This window comes from Nocardia sienata NBRC 100364, assembly GCF_001613205.1.
Taxonomy (GTDB): domain Bacteria; phylum Actinomycetota; class Actinomycetes; order Mycobacteriales; family Mycobacteriaceae; genus Nocardia; species Nocardia sienata.
Map to the genome: position 1 here is coordinate 85,665 of NZ_BDBX01000029.1, position 14,023 is coordinate 99,687.

Genomic DNA, 14,023 nt, shown 5'->3' on the forward strand with positions numbered 1-14,023 from the left:
GGGGCACGCAACCCGCGATCTCCTGGGAGAATGTGGGAAACGAGCAGGGTAGCGAACCAACTTGGGGGAAGCGTGACGCATGCGCGACTGGACCATATGGAGGAAGATTCCTCGCGGGGTATAGTCCGCGCGCCGGATCTCACCAGGGTCACCATTCTGGCGAAGCACACTCAGGTCGACATGGCCATTCCGGTCGATGTCCCGGTGGCCCTGGTGATCCCGAGTGTGGTCGATATGATCGCCGCGCACAGCAGGACCAACGACTTCGACAACCAGGGCGAACGCTACGAACCCGCGGACTGGGTCCTGGCCCGCATCGGCCAGCCGCCGCTGTCGAATTCGCTCAGCCTGGGTGAACAGGGTGTGCGTGACGGCGAACTGCTGATGCTGGAGAACTCGGCCCACACCGCGCCGACCCCGCTCTTCGACGACATCATGTACAACGTCGCCGTCGCCGACTCCGAGCATTTCCGCGGGTGGAATCCGCAGACCGCGCGGATCACCGGATCGGTGCTGGCCGTGCTCACCATGCTGGCGGGTTGCACCGCGCTGCTGGCGTCGCCGGACTCGATGCCGGGCTGGATCACCGGGACCATCGCGCTGGGTGTATCGGTGCTGCTGGTGGTCGCGGCGATGATCCTCAGCCGGGTGTACGGCGATCCGCAGACCTCGCTGGTCCTCGGCGGCTGCGCACTGCCGCTGGCGTTCACCGGCGGCATGCTGATCGTGCCGGATCACTACGACTGGTCCCATATGCTGCTCGGCTCCACGCTCCTGGGTGCCACGGCGATTCTGGCCTGGCGGGTCACCGGTGTGGGGCTGGGTCTGTTCATCGGCGCGGGCACGGTGGCGGTGTTCGCGGTTCCCTCCGCGCTGGTCGGCCTGCTCACCGAGCAGCCGATGAAAGCCGTCGGCGCGGTGGTCGCGGCCCTGGGTCTCGCCGCGCTGTCGCTGGCCCCGCGGATCTCCATGATGCTGGCGAAACTGCCGCTGCCGCCGGTGCCCTCCCCCGGCACCCCGATCGATCCGACCGAAGACGATCCCGACGACCACCGCGCGCTGCCCACTCTCGATGCCCTGCACGCGAAATCGGCCCGGGCGCGCACCTACCTGAGCGGGCTCGTCTCGGCGACCACACTGGTCACGGTGGTCGGCGCGCTCGTGGCGACCGATCCGGCCGGTGGCGGGTTCTTCTGGCAGGGCATCGCGCTCGCGCTGGTGTGCGCGGCGGTCCTGATGTTCCGCAGCCGCACCTACGCCGGCGCCGAACAGGCCGTGATTTTGATCGCCGGCGGCGCCGCCATCCTGCTGGCCATGCTGGTGGGGATGGCGTTCGTGACCGATCTGCCGCTGGCCGCGTTCGGTGCCGCCCTGGTCATGCTGATCGCGGCGCTGGTCCTCGGCATCATCGTCCCGAACCAGACGGCGACCCCGCCCATGCGCCGGGCCGCGGAACTGATCGAATACGGATTCGTGGCCGCCGTGCTGCCGCTGGTGTTCTGGGTGACCGACCTCTACTCCCTCGTCCGCGGGCTGTGAACCGGGGAGTCCGCGCCGCGGCGGTGGCCGCGGTGCTCGGGGTGAGCGCGACGCTCGGATTCGGGTCGCCGGTGGCGTATGCCGACCGGCCCGTACCCGTCGATCCCGGTCAATTACCGGCCGGTGATCCGGCGAGACCCACGCAGGCCACCGAGCGCAAGGCCAATACCGCCTGCACCAGCACCGTTTCCGGCGGGGGCGGCCCGACCGTGCCACCGGCGCAGGCCGCCCTCGACCTGCGGCGGGCGTGGCAGTTCTCCGAGGGCGCGGGCCAGGTGGTCGCGGTGATCGATACGGGAGTGGCCCGCCACCCCCGGCTGCCCGGATTGCGTCCCGGCGGCGACTTCGTGGCCAACAGCGGTGACGGCACCGAGGATTGCGACGCGCACGGGACCATCGTGGCCGGGATCATCGCCGCGAGCCGGGCTCCGAACGAGGGATTCTCCGGGGTGGCGCCGGCGGCGACGATTCTCACGATCCGCCAGACGAGCGACAAATATGTCAAAGCGGGCAGCAATGCCACCAAAACGCCGGAAGACCTCTCCAAAGAGGGCTACGGCAATGTCGCCACCATGGCGCAGGCCGTTCGCCGGGCCGCCGATATGGGCGCCACCGTCATCAATATCTCCGAGGTCGCGTGCAGTGCCGGCCCGATCTCGGATGCCTCGCTCGGTGCCGCGCTCGACTACGCCGTCCACCAGAAGAACGTGGTCGTGGTGGCCTCGGCCGGTAATACCGACAACGACAGTTGCAAGGGCAACACCGGCATCCAGGACCCGCTGGACCCCGCCGCCGACCCGTGGAGCAATGCGACCGTCAATGTCACGCCCGCGCGCTACGACGATCTGGTGCTCTCGGTCGGTTCGATCGACGCGAACGGCGCCCCCTCGGAGTTCACCGTCCCGGGCCCATGGCTCAGTGTCGCCGCGCCGGGCGAGAACATCGTTTCCCTCGACGTGAACAGCGGCGGAGTCATCAACGGGACGGTCAATGCCCAGGGCGGTCAGCAGACCATCAACGGCACCAGTTTCGCGGCCCCCTATGTCTCCGGGGTGGTCGCGCTGGTGCGCTCTCGCTTCCCCGAACTCTCCGCCGTCGAGGTCATGAAGCGAATCCAGGCGACCGCGCACGCGCCGGCCGAGGGCTGGAACCCGTATGTGGGCTACGGCGCGATCGACCCGATCGCGGCGCTGACCAACGAAGTGCCCGACGAACTACGGCCCAAACAACCGAATCCTGCGGTGAGCAAGCAGCTCGCGATTCCCGCGCCACCCACACCACCGGACCACACCGCCCGCAATGTGGCACTCATCGGCAGCGGGATCATCGGCGGCGCCTTGATTCTCGGTTATCTCGCCTCGTTCCCGACCCGCCGCCGCTTCGGCGTCGGCGAAGACGACGCCTGAGGCGACGCTCACGATCGCTGCGCTCGGCGCCGACCGCCTACGGTCCGGTTGACCAGGGACCTCTTACGTGCCGTGATCCGCACGGGCATCCGGCCGTCTTCACATTTCCGGCAGCTGCTGTTCCGGTCCGAGAAACCGAGCTCTCGCTTCGTCGGACGTTTTGACGACCCGGGCAGTATCGCTTCCCCTGCCGGGGAATTCGTCTGCGGTCGACACGCCCCACAACGGTATTTTGGGTAAAGAATTCGATCTTGCTCCGATCCTTTCCCGAGAACCGGCAGCCGGGTGATCGTGAACCGATGCCGAGAGGACCTCCATGGCCGCACATCCCATAGCGAGGACACTCTCGGCGATCTGCGGCCAACTGCTCACCCATCTACCGAAAGCGGCCTCTGCCATCCGCCGGACTTACCGGTCGGGCTGCACCGACAACCTCCGGCGCGCCGCCACCTGGTTGCCCGCCGCCGGTGAGCGGTCAAGGCACGCCCTGGACCAGGCGGCCCTCCGGCGCGGCGATAGCAGGCCGGCCGAGACCCAGCCCAAGCGTGATGAAGTCGTCGAACATCCCGACGACTTCGGAAACGTCGGAGGCGCGCCGGATGCCGGTGCGCGGACGCAGCACCCTTTCCGTGGTCTCTGGCTGGAGCGACGGGTGTGGGCCGACACGAGCTACGACCCTTTCACCTCGATCATGGACCTCCCCGATGCCGAGGCGAGACGGGTTGCGGCCCTGATGGGCAAGCGGGTCGATGGCGATTATCTGGCGATGCGCAGAGCCACCGAGTCCTGGTTGCGCCCGGACACGGTGGCGCCGGACACCGTCCCGCTGTATTTCAAGCTCGTGGACGCTCCGGGCACATACCGATATCCAGAGAGTTTCGCCACCCTCTGCATTCCGGCCGACTCGATTCCCGCGGCGCATATGACATTGACCGTCGACGACAGCTTCTTCCACTACCAGATGATGATCGGAGCACCGGCCGACAACACTCCGGCAGGACTCGTACCGCGCGTTGTCAACGGCACCGATGCGCACGACCTGATCGACTTCGACGGGGAACACCGAGAACACCGCGGGCCGCTGGCCGGTGGCGCCGGGCGATATATCGAGGTCCAGGTCTGGGATCGGAACGCGCCGATCCTGGAAGAGGCGCGGCGGCGGTTCGAAGCGGGAATACCCGAGGACCGCCTGCTCATCCTCGGCCCAGGTCCGGACGGCGGAGCAGCGGGGCAGGATTCGGCGCTCTCACAACCCGTCGAGTCCGATGGTGATCACGGGGGAAACGGCGAGCGCGGCGACTGACCGGTGGACCGACGCCGCGAAGCCGGTGCTACTTCGTGGCGACCGGCTGCGCGGCCGGTGACGGGTCCGGCGCGACTCCGTCGTGCGCGACCAGCGCCTCCTCCCGGCCCAGACTCGGGCCCGAAGCCAGCAGTCCGACGATAGGCCAGGGCGCGGGTTCTGCTTTCTCCGGCATACCCAGTGCTTTCGCCGCATCGGCGTTCTTGATGCCGTACCGCACACCGGTATCGGCGACGTAGAAGATGCTGTCCTTACGGGTGCTGTCCGGTTCGATCCCGGTGGTCTGCACGTAGGCGCCGGTACCCGGCGCCAGATAAGCGGAGTCGACGTTCTGGCCCGACCCGTCGGCCTGGGCGAGTGGCACCAGCTTCGCGCTGTCCGACATCGGCAGGCCGACCCCCGTGATGACCTGCAATACGGCCCGGGTACCGGTGTTCTCACCCGCTTCCGGGATCGGTTTCCACGACAGGCAGCTCACCGGCTGGTCCCTGGGCTCGAGCACGGTCGGAGCCGTCTGCGGGTAGTCGCCCACCCGCAGGGCCGCTGACACGGGGGCATCGGTGCGTTCGCGCTGGTCGATGGTGTCCTCGCCCGGGGTCTGCGGAATGGAGTTACGGATGATCTCCCCGGTCAGGGCCGAAATGGGCTGCAGCCCATCGGCGAGCACGACATGGTATTCGGTCCCGGAGGTGCCGACCTGTACGACGTCGCCGATACGGTGTCCGCTGACCTCGAACCCGGTGGGGGCAGCGCCGGCATCGGCGATATCGGGCCGGACAATGGCCTGCACTTCCGGTATCGCGTTGATCAGGCCTTCGCTCACCGGACGAGGGGTGGCGCCGGTGATGTTCAGGGCGTCGGTGACCGCGCGATCGGTCATATCGATACGCGCGCGTTTCTTGTCGTAGACCAGATAGGTGTGGTTCTCCCCCTGCACGAGCAGCGCCTTGCCGGCCCCCATCTCATCGGCTTTCGCGCCGAGTTCGAGGTCACCGGCCAGTACCGAGGTCGTCCGGTCCTGGCTGCCGTCGATCTTCATCTCGTCGCAGATCGTCCACTGCCGTCCGGTACCGGCGGAGTCGAAGTGGATCGAGCCGGGCGCTCCGGGAATGCCGATCAGTGGACCCCGGGCCTTCTTACCGATCTCGGCTTCCTTCACGATGGACGCGTCCGGAGCTTCGCCCGCGGCCAGCCGGGCCGACGCCAGATTCAACGCGGGGTGCACCACATCGTTGATCACCACATAGACGGCACCGGATTCCTTGCCGATCAGGATCTTGTTCTGGTCGATCTTGTCCTGCGGCCGGAACAGGGCCAGCACACCGCAACCGGCGAGGACCACCACGGCCAGCACCAGGCCCACGACATAGGCGCGCACCTGAGAACGCATGGGGTCGTGGAGCATTCGCACATCCCGCCGCACCAGCGCATGCTCCATCCGGCGAACCAGGAAGTTGTAACCGCTGATCTGCCACCTGGTTGTGGGCTTTGAAGGCATCGTCTTCCCCCGAACTGTGCTCGTGCTCGCCGAACACAGTACAGTTCGCGTGGACGTAGTTCAGCTCGGCCGCCGATAATCGGCCGACACCGGGTACCTGGGGGACTCTGATGGCCGTTCCAGCCGCAGTGGGGCGCAGGCGCAGCCTGCTTTTCGGGCGTATATCCATGCGCAACCTGCTCATCGCACAGGTATTCGCGCTCGTCGCGGGCACGGCCATCGTGAGCACCGGAGTGAACCCCTGGATCGCGCTGGGAGTCGCGGTCGTCGTCGGTTGTGTTCCGCTGATCCCGGTCGGGCGGCGGATACTGCTGGATTGGGTCGGCACCTGGTGGAACTACCGGGCCCAGCGCGAATACCGGATCGGGGACAGCAGCGATTTCCGCGGGCCCGACGACCGTTCGCTGGGTCTGTACTGGGATGAGAGCCGGGTGGTCGCGGTCATCGAGGTGCTGCCGCCGCGTGGCGGACTCACCCGGATAGACCGCACCGCGGTGCACGCCTCGCACCTGCTGCCGATGGCGGAGCTGGCGGCCTGCCTCGCCCAGCACGACATCCTGCTCAGCGGTATCGACATCATCAGTCACGGCCACCGCAGCCGCTCCGGTACCCCGGCCGGCGCCATCTACGAATCCCTGCTGGGGCCGCTGCCCGCCACCGCTTATCGCACGGTCTGGCTGGCGATCGGGTTCGATATGGTCGAGTGTCCCGGGGCGGCGAACCGGCGCGGCGGCGGTGACAAGGGCGCCGCGCGCGCTGTCACCATCGCGACCCAGCGCATCGTGCGGACGCTCGAGGACGCCGGCTGCGGGTCGCGCGTACTGACCGCCTCGGAGATACGGGCGGCCGTACGGCAGGTGCTGCACGGAGCCGACGCGCGCGAGCTGACCCATCGGTGGCGATACGCCGAACTCGGCAACAGCGTCAACATAGGATCCGCGATCGATCCGAAACAGCTCGGCTCGGAGATCCTCTCGCAGTTGTGGGTGGCCGAGTCCCGCGGCACCACGGTCGCGGTACGGCTGCGTCCAGGCAGTACCGCCGATACCGTGCACGTAGGCGCAGCCTGGCGTTCCACCCTGCGGGAACTTCCCGAGAAGACCACCTCCAAGGGCATGATCTCGATGAACGGCCGGCACCGCGACGGGCTGCTCGCGCATCTGCCGATCGGTATCCCCGATGTCGAGGACGTCGTCCCCACCGCCGAATACCCGATCGATGTGCTGGACGCGCTGGCGCTACCGTCGTCGGGCTGTGGGCAGCTGATCGGCTCCGACGACGAGGGCAACGGTGTGGCACTGCGGCTCGTCGGCGCCGGTATCTCGTCGGTGTACGTGGCGGGCGAACTGTATCTGGCGCAGCAGCTGGTGTTCCGCGCGCTGGCCGTCGGGGAACGGATCCTGGTGCGCACGGACCGGCCGCAGGCCTGGTATCAGTTGGTCGAGACGATCGGCAATCCGGAACGCTTGATGCTGGCCGTCGAAATGCACCAGTCCGACGCCATGTTCACCGCGACCGTCGTCGACGGCGTCCTCGCCCCCGCACCGCACGCCGGCATCACCACGATCTATGTCACCGGCGACCCGATGGGCTGGCCGGCCACCAAACCCGACCTGTCGATCCAGCAACCCGGAGCGATCGGCAACCGGGTCGTCGTCCGCACCGCGACCACGCAGATCCCGCTGAACCTGGTCTCCATCCCCCGGGAGCACACCTACATCGGCGAGCCCCGGACCCGCCGGCCCGCGCCCCAAAGCCGCCCGGCGCCGGCGGGCCACCTACCCCAGCACAGCTGACCGCCTCCCGGCGCGACAACCACGGTTTCACCGGCCGCTCGTCCCGCGCTGCACCGCCGGTGCCCCGTGGAATGTCGGGCCCTCATCCGGGGTAGGGGTCGGCCGTCCTCGCGCTCCGCAACGACCGCCCCCACCAGGCGAGTTGGGTCAGCATCCGGTCCGCTGCGTCGATGGCCGCACCGTCGCCGGTGTTCCCGTCCGCGTCGAACTGTTTGCGCGCGCGGTGCAAGCTCACCGATTCGCGTACCGAGACCATATGGATCTCGGCCACCACCTGGCGGAGCTGCTCCACCGCGCGCAATCCACCCGAGAGCCCGCCATAGGACACGAAACCCACCGGTTTGGCCCGCCATTCGTGTTTCGCGCTGTCGAAGGCGGTTTTCACCGAGGCCGGGTAGCCGTGGTTGTATTCCGAGGTCACCACGGCGAAAGCATCAGCGGCCGCGAGCCTTTCGCGAAAACCCATGGTCTCCGGGGTTTCGGTGAGATCGAGCGGCAGCGGGATATCGAGCAGATCCAGCACACCGATATCGAATTCGGGCCGGGCCCGGGCGGTGCGCAGGAACCAGTCGGCGACCACGGGCGCGAAGCGCTCGGGCCGCACGCTGGCGACGATCACCTCTAGTCGCAGGGGTGTATCCACCGGACGAGACTATCCCGCGACCGCGCGGAGCCGCGGGACGGTTTCAGGGCAATTCGAAGGGCAACGCGACCCCGGCGTGGACCCGGCAGTGCTCGCAGGTATCGGTATCGGCGACCGCGGCGACCGCGCTGCGGACGAGTTCCTTGAAGGGCCCGATATTGCGTTCGAATTCGGCGAACACATCCGCCGCGCGGACGCCTTCGCCCTCGGTGACCCCCGCGTCCAGATCGGTGACCAGCGCGATCGCCGCGTAACACATCTCCAGTTCGCGGGCGAGTACTGCCTCCGGGTAGCCGGTCATATTGACCAGCTCCCAGCCCTGGGCGGCGAACCAGCGACTCTCGGCGCGGGTGGAGAAGCGCGGCCCCTGGATGACGGCCATGGTGCCGTGCGGGTGGACGTGCACCGCGCTGTCGGCGGATTTCACCGCGGTGGCGCGCAGGTCGGCGCAGTAGGGGTCGGCGAAGGCGACGTGGATGCCGTTACCGTCGAAATAGGTCTGCGGGCGGCCGGAGGTGCGATCGACGAGTTGGTCGGGGATTACCACGGCGCCCGGGCCCCAGTCGGGCCGCAGACTGCCGACGGCGCAGGGGGCGTAGATCCGCCGCACGCCCATCGAGCGCAGTGCCCACATATTGGCCCGGTAGGGCACGGTGTGCGGGGAGTACTCGTGCCGTGGTCCGTGGCGTGGGAGGAAGGCGACGCGGCGGCCCTCGACCTCCCCCACCACGACCGGCGCGCTGGGGTCGCCGTAGGGGGTTTCCACGGTGACCGCGTCCGTGGCGCCGTCGAAGAAATCGTAGAATCCACTACCGCCGATGACGGCCAGCGCGGGCCGATCCTGGGAAGTCATGGTCTCGATTGTTCCGCGTCGGCGGCATGGGCGCACAGGCGAGGGCCCGTACCTGACAAGCCCGGACCGGAGATGTACCCTAGGGGGGTATGAACGGTCCTCTCGACCGGCGCAGAGGAGACAATCGGTGACTTCCACACCCACCACGGCGGGATCCGCCGACGAGACGGGGACCGGCCACACGTCCCACGACCACGCAAGCCACGGCTACATCACCGCCAAGGACGACTACCTCAAGCGGCTGCGCCGGATCGAAGGGCAGGCGCGCGGCCTGCAACGGATGGTCGAGCAGGAGAAGTACTGCATCGATATCCTCACCCAGGTCTCCGCGATGACCAAGGCGTTGCAGGCGGTCGCGATGGGGCTGCTGGAGGACCACATCAGCCACTGTGTGGTGGACGCGGCGGTCGCCGGTGGCCCGGATGCCGAGGCCAAGATCAAGGAAGCCACCGACGCGATCGCCCGGCTGGTTCGTTCCTGAACCGCGGCTCGGGTGGGCCGCCCGTTCGGGCGACCCACCCGAGCCGGGTCAGGACTGCTGGGTGAGCAGCGGCGCCAGGGTGCGCAACGTGGCCAGGTAATCCTCGTCGAGAACCTGCAGGGCGAGATGATCGGCGCCGGCCTCGATATGACGGCGGACCTGCGCCGCGACCTGGTCGGCCGACCCGTGCACGGCGAGCGCGTCGAGCAGGCGGTCGCTGCCCGGTTTGGCGATGTCGTCGTCGGTGTAGCCCAGACGCCGCAGGTTGGAGGTGTAGTTGCGCAGACCGAGGTACATCTCGACCACGGTGCGGCCGGTGGCGCGGGCGCTGTCGGGGTCGGTATCCACGACAAGCTTCTGTTCGGGCACCAGCAGCGCGTCACCGACGATCTCGCGGGCCTGCGCGGTGTGTTCCGGCGTCGTGAGATAGGGCAGCGCGCCCGCGGTGCGATCCGCCGCCAGCTTCAGTACCTTAGGGCCGAGCGCGGCGAGCATCCGGCCCGAGACCGGAACCTGCGCCGCGTCCAGTTGGTCGAGGTATTCGACCAGGGCCTCGTACGGGGACCGGTAGGGCTTGTTCGCCTCCGGGTGGCCGCAGCCGATGCCGAGCACGAACCGCCCCGGGAAACGCTGCTCGATCCGATGGAAGGATTCGGCGGTTTCGGCGGCGGGCGCGGTCCAGATGTTGACGATACTGGTGCCGACCTTCAGGGTGTCGGTAGCCGCCAGCAGGTCCTCCACCACCGGGAGATCGGCGCTCGGGGAGCCGCCGAGCCACAGGGCTCCGTAGCCGAGTCGCTCGAGTTCGGCTGCCGCCTCCGGGGTGAACAACTTGTAGTAGCGCCATACGCCGTATCGTCCAAGATCGATCGTCATAACTACCGCAACCTTGTCGTCGAAGGGACCTATTCCGGCCCCGACCCTATCCCCGCCGACGGGCCTCACCCGGGATCAGCTACAGCAGTCCCCCGCGGGAACCGACCGCAGCTCCCGGGTCTGCGCGTTGCGGGCGGCGAGGTCGGCTTCCGCCGGGTAGTCGACCGCGACAAGACTCAGCCCGTGCGCCGGCGCGACGGTCACCGAACTCGACCGGCTGCGCTCGGCCAGCAACCCGGCGACCCACTCCGGTGTCCGGCGGCCCTCCCCCACCGCGAGCACCGCGCCGACCAGGCTGCGGACCATCGACCAGCAGAAAGCATCGGCGCTCACGTAGGCGTTCAGCCGGTCCCCGTCCCGCATCCAGTCGTAACGCTGGAGTTCGCGGACGGTGGTCGCGCCTTCCCGGCGGCGGCAGAAGGCCGCGAAATCGTGCAGGCCCAGCAGGGCGCGCGAGGCCGCGCGCATGGCTTCGAGATCAACCGCGCGGCAACTCACCACGCTGCGCGCGGCCAACGGGTCGGCGCCGTGGGGCGCCGTGGTGAGACGGTAGATGTAGTGGCGGCGCACCGCCGAGAAGCGGGCGTCGAATTCGGCGGGTACGGGACGAACACCGGTTATCCGGACATCCTTGGGCAGGAATTTGGCCATCCGGTGCACGAGTTTGTCCGCGTCCATCTCCGCCGCGGTATCGAAATGAGCGACCTGCCCTTCGGCGTGGACCCCGGCATCGGTGCGCCCGGCGACCGTCAACTGCACCGGTTCGCGCAGCACCTTCCCCAGCGATTCCTCCAGCACGCCCTGCACTGTCCGCAGACCGGGCTGGCGAGCCCAGCCGACGAAGTCGGTGCCGTCATAGGAGATATCCAGACGGAACCGCCCGCCTTCCGGCGCCGGTACCGTCGCTGTCTCCCCCCGCGACCCGCTCGCGGACCCGGCCGCCGTGGCCCGTCCGCCGACTTCCCGCGCGCCGGTGGGCCCATACGGGACCGAACCGGTTGTCGCGGATCCCGGCTCGTGTTCGCTCACCAGACCCTCCTCCGGATACGGGACGAGCCCGCACGCCCGTAATGGGCGGCGGGCTCGTCGACGAACCGGGGACCCGCGTGACGCGCGTCCCCGGCAGACGGATTACGCCTTGTCGTCGGCCTTCTCGTCGGCCGCGGCTTCCTCGGCCGGAGCTTCCGTGGCCTCGGCCTCGGTCTCGGCCTCGGTCTCGGCCTCGGGGGCCTTCTCCTCGGCCTTCTTCGACGCGGCGACCCGGCGGGCGCGATCGGCCTCGTTGGTCACGGTCTGCTCCCGGACCAGCTCGATGATCGCCATCGGGGCGTTGTCGCCCTTACGCGGCAGGGTCTTGATGATCCGGGTGTAGCCGCCGTTGCGGCCCTCGAACGACGGACCGATCTCGGCGAAGAGATCGTGTACGACGTCCTTGTTCCGGATGACCCGGAGCACCTCGCGGCGGTCGGCCAGGGTGCCGGCCTTGGCCTTGGTGACCAGTTTCTCGGCGTAGGGGCGCAGCGCCTTGGCCTTGGCCTCGGTGGTCGTGATCCGACCGTGCTCGAAGAGCGCCGTGGCCAGATTGGCGAAGATCGCCTTCTGGTGCGACGCCGACCCGCCGAAGCGAGCGCCCTTCTTGGGCTTGGGCATTGTGGGTTCTCCTTGTTTGATTGCGGTGTTCGCGGGGCCCTGCGGCGGTTACGCTTCGCTACCGCCTCCGGGCCCGTCGCTCACACCGCGAGGTCAAGGCCCCCGGGTGCCTACCCCGGTGACCTAGAGCTGTTCGGTTTCGGCGTAGTCCTGCTCGCCGCCGTTGTCGTCGCTGAAAGTGCCGCTGTCGGACCAGGTTCCAGTGCTCGCGTCATAGCCGACCACGCTGGACGGGTCGAAGGACGCCGGGCTGTCCTTGAGCGAGAGGCCCAGCGCGTGCAGCTTGACCTTGACCTCGTCGATGGACTTCTGGCCGAAGTTGCGGATATCCAGCAGATCCGATTCGGTCCGCGCCACCAGCTCGCCGACGGTGTGCACACCCTCGCGCTTCAGGCAGTTGTAGGAACGGACGGTGAGGTCCAGATCCTCGATCGGCAGCCCGAAGGAGGCGATGTGATCCGCCTCGGCCGGGGAGGGGCCGATCTCGATACCTTCGGCTTCGACGTTCAGCTCACGGGCCAGGCCGAACAGTTCGACCAGGGTCTTGCCCGCCGAGGCGAGCGCGTCCCGCGCGCTGATGGAGTTCTTGGTCTCCACGTCCAGGATGAGCCGGTCGAAGTCGGTGCGCTGCTCGACACGGGTGGCCTCGACCTTGTAGGTCACCTTGAGCACCGGCGAGTAGATCGAATCCACCGGGATCCGGCCGATTTCCGCACCGGTCGCCTTGTTCTGCACCGCCGGGACATAACCGCGACCACGTTCGACGACCAGCTCGATCTCGAGCTTGCCCTTGTCGTTCAGGGTGGCGATATGCATATCCGGGTTGTGCACGACCACACCCGACGGCGGCACGATGTCATCGGCGGTGACGGTCCCCGGGCCCTGCTTGCGCAGGTACATGGTGACCGGCTCGTCCTCTTCGGAGGACACGACCAGGCCCTTGAGGTTCAGGATGATGTCGGTGACATCTTCCTTCACGCCGGGCACGGTGGTGAACTCGTGCAGAACGCCGTCGATGCGGATGCTGGTCACCGCGGCCCCCGGGATCGAGGACAGCAGGGTGCGCCGCAGCGAATTACCGAGGGTGTACCCGAAGCCCGGCTCGAGCGGTTCGATGGTGAACTTCGACCGGTTGTCGGCGACGACCTCTTCGGTGAGGGTCGGACGCTGGGAAATCAGCATAGGATCAATCCTCCTGTTTTGGGCGCCCGCTATTTGACGCCTCGTCTAGGGGTTGTGCGGGCCGTCGCGGTTCGACGACCCGCACCAGCGGCACGGTATGAGCGAGTCAGGCCCGAAGGCGGTAGCGCAGCGTCACCACGCAGGGCCCTCGCTCATACCAAATGCACACAGCTGTTACTTCGAGTAGTACTCGACGATCAACTGTTCCTGCAGCGGCACATCGATCTGCGCGCGTTCCGGCAGCGAATGCACCAGGATGCGCAGCCGGCCCGGGATGACCTGGAGCCAGCCGGGGACCGGACGGTCACCGACGGTCTCGCGCGCCACCTGGAACGGCAGGGTCGCCAGCGACTTCTCCTTGACATCGATGATGTCGTACTGGGTGACCTGGAAAGAAGGCACGTTGACCTTCTTGTTGTTCACCAGGAAGTGGCCGTGGCTGACCAGCTGGCGGGCCTGGCGGCGGGTCCGGGCCAGACCGGCGCGGTACACGACGTTGTCCAGCCGGGTCTCCAGCAGACGGAGCAGGTTGTCACCGGTCTTGCCCTTGAGGCGGTTGGCCTCTTCGTAGTACCGGCGGAACTGCTTCTCCATGACACCGTAGGAGAAGCGGGCCTTCTGCTTCTCCTGCAGCTGGAGCAGGTACTCGCTCTCCTTGATCCGCGCGCGGCCGTGCTGGCCGGGCGGGTAGGGGCGACGCTCGAAAGCCTGGTCACCGCCGATCAGGTCGACGCGCAGGCGACGCGATTTGCGGGTGATGGGTCCGGTGTAACGGGCCATTGTGCTCTACCTTCCT

14 protein-coding genes are annotated in these 14,023 nt (G+C 68.0%); 5 read left to right on the forward strand and 9 right to left on the reverse strand.

The genetic code is table 11. The annotated features are described in order from the left end of the window. The first annotated feature begins 72 nt into the window (after nucleotides 1-72). On the forward strand, nucleotides 73-1,539 hold the full coding sequence (eccD, locus tag NS4_RS16840) for a type VII secretion integral membrane protein EccD (protein ID WP_063060491.1): 1,467 nt from the start codon (nucleotides 73-75) through the stop codon (nucleotides 1,537-1,539). Beyond that, complete coding sequence (gene mycP / locus NS4_RS16845) at nucleotides 1,536-2,945, forward strand: type VII secretion-associated serine protease mycosin (protein ID WP_063060492.1); 1,410 nt, start codon at nucleotides 1,536-1,538, stop codon at nucleotides 2,943-2,945. Before eccD ends, mycP begins: the two co-directional genes overlap by 4 nt. 475 nt (nucleotides 2,946-3,420) lie before the next feature. On the opposite strand, the gene NS4_RS32255 is transcribed toward mycP, so the two are convergent. Next, entirely contained in the window at nucleotides 3,421-3,567 is a 147-nt protein-coding gene (locus NS4_RS32255; RefSeq protein WP_157106090.1) for a hypothetical protein, read from the reverse strand. A gap of 30 nt (nucleotides 3,568-3,597) precedes the next feature. Here NS4_RS32255 and NS4_RS16850 point away from each other — a divergent pair, with 30 nt between their 5' ends. Continuing rightward, entirely contained in the window at nucleotides 3,598-4,248 is a 651-nt protein-coding gene (locus NS4_RS16850; RefSeq protein ID WP_157106091.1) for a hypothetical protein, read from the forward strand. 28 nt (nucleotides 4,249-4,276) lie between these two features. On the opposite strand, the gene eccB is transcribed toward NS4_RS16850, so the two are convergent. Further along, the gene (eccB, locus tag NS4_RS16855; protein ID WP_063060494.1) at nucleotides 4,277-5,746 is read right to left on the reverse strand and encodes a type VII secretion protein EccB; all 1,470 of its coding nucleotides are present in this window, start codon (nucleotides 5,744-5,746) and stop codon (nucleotides 4,277-4,279) included. Nucleotides 5,747-5,856: 110 nt separating this feature from the next. Here eccB and eccE point away from each other — a divergent pair, with 110 nt between their 5' ends. Continuing rightward, entirely contained in the window at nucleotides 5,857-7,542 is a 1,686-nt protein-coding gene (gene eccE / locus NS4_RS16860; protein ID WP_063060495.1) for a type VII secretion protein EccE, read from the forward strand. Between the two features lie 82 nt (nucleotides 7,543-7,624). Here the strand turns inward: eccE and NS4_RS16865 are convergent, their stop codons facing one another. Together NS4_RS16865 and NS4_RS16870 are read right to left on the reverse strand one after the other, a co-directional pair. Then, on the reverse strand, nucleotides 7,625-8,185 hold the full coding sequence (locus NS4_RS16865) for an NADPH-dependent FMN reductase (RefSeq protein ID WP_063060496.1): 561 nt from the start codon (nucleotides 8,183-8,185) through the stop codon (nucleotides 7,625-7,627). 43 nt (nucleotides 8,186-8,228) lie between these two features. Then, nucleotides 8,229-9,038 carry an S-methyl-5'-thioadenosine phosphorylase gene (locus NS4_RS16870; protein WP_063060497.1) on the reverse strand — a complete coding sequence of 270 codons (810 nt, stop codon included), beginning with the start codon at nucleotides 9,036-9,038 and terminating at the stop codon, nucleotides 8,229-8,231. Nucleotides 9,039-9,165: 127 nt separating this feature from the next. On the opposite strand from NS4_RS16870, the gene NS4_RS16875 reads away from it, so the two are divergent. Further along, nucleotides 9,166-9,519: a metal-sensitive transcriptional regulator gene (locus NS4_RS16875; RefSeq protein ID WP_063060498.1), complete on the forward strand. Its 354-nt coding sequence runs from the start codon at nucleotides 9,166-9,168 to the stop codon at nucleotides 9,517-9,519. Nucleotides 9,520-9,567: 48 nt separating this feature from the next. On the opposite strand, the gene NS4_RS16880 is transcribed toward NS4_RS16875, so the two are convergent. From NS4_RS16880 to rpsD, 5 genes are all read right to left on the reverse strand, one after another. Then, nucleotides 9,568-10,395, reverse strand: a complete 828-nt coding sequence (locus NS4_RS16880; RefSeq protein ID WP_063060499.1) for an LLM class F420-dependent oxidoreductase — start codon at nucleotides 10,393-10,395, stop codon at nucleotides 9,568-9,570. Nucleotides 10,396-10,470: 75 nt separating this feature from the next. Next, on the reverse strand, nucleotides 10,471-11,265 hold the full coding sequence (truA, locus tag NS4_RS16885; RefSeq protein WP_063060549.1) for a tRNA pseudouridine(38-40) synthase TruA: 795 nt from the start codon (nucleotides 11,263-11,265) through the stop codon (nucleotides 10,471-10,473). 261 nt (nucleotides 11,266-11,526) lie between these two features. Next, complete coding sequence (gene rplQ / locus NS4_RS16890; RefSeq protein WP_063060500.1) at nucleotides 11,527-12,045, reverse strand: 50S ribosomal protein L17; 519 nt, start codon at nucleotides 12,043-12,045, stop codon at nucleotides 11,527-11,529. 123 nt (nucleotides 12,046-12,168) lie between these two features. Beyond that, complete coding sequence (locus NS4_RS16895; RefSeq protein ID WP_063060501.1) at nucleotides 12,169-13,227, reverse strand: DNA-directed RNA polymerase subunit alpha; 1,059 nt, start codon at nucleotides 13,225-13,227, stop codon at nucleotides 12,169-12,171. Between the two features lie 174 nt (nucleotides 13,228-13,401). After that, nucleotides 13,402-14,007: a 30S ribosomal protein S4 gene (gene rpsD / locus NS4_RS16900; RefSeq protein ID WP_039822512.1), complete on the reverse strand. Its 606-nt coding sequence runs from the start codon at nucleotides 14,005-14,007 to the stop codon at nucleotides 13,402-13,404. Nucleotides 14,008-14,023 lie beyond the last annotated feature (16 nt).

Excerpts from the sequence above, each read along its gene's own strand:
- eccB (WP_063060494.1), bottom strand. The coding sequence starts at position 5,746 with ATGCCTTCAAAGCCCACAACCAGGTGGCAGATCAGCGGTTACAACTTC.
- rplQ (WP_063060500.1), bottom strand. The coding sequence starts at position 12,045 with ATGCCCAAGCCCAAGAAGGGCGCTCGCTTCGGCGGGTCGGCGTCGCAC.
- rpsD (WP_039822512.1), bottom strand. The coding sequence starts at position 14,007 with ATGGCCCGTTACACCGGACCCATCACCCGCAAATCGCGTCGCCTGCGC.
- NS4_RS16880 (WP_063060499.1), bottom strand. The coding sequence starts at position 10,395 with ATGACGATCGATCTTGGACGATACGGCGTATGGCGCTACTACAAGTTG.
- NS4_RS16870 (WP_063060497.1), bottom strand. The coding sequence starts at position 9,038 with ATGACTTCCCAGGATCGGCCCGCGCTGGCCGTCATCGGCGGTAGTGGA.
- eccE (WP_063060495.1), top strand. The coding sequence starts at position 5,857 with ATGGCCGTTCCAGCCGCAGTGGGGCGCAGGCGCAGCCTGCTTTTCGGG.
- NS4_RS16895 (WP_063060501.1), bottom strand. The coding sequence starts at position 13,227 with ATGCTGATTTCCCAGCGTCCGACCCTCACCGAAGAGGTCGTCGCCGAC.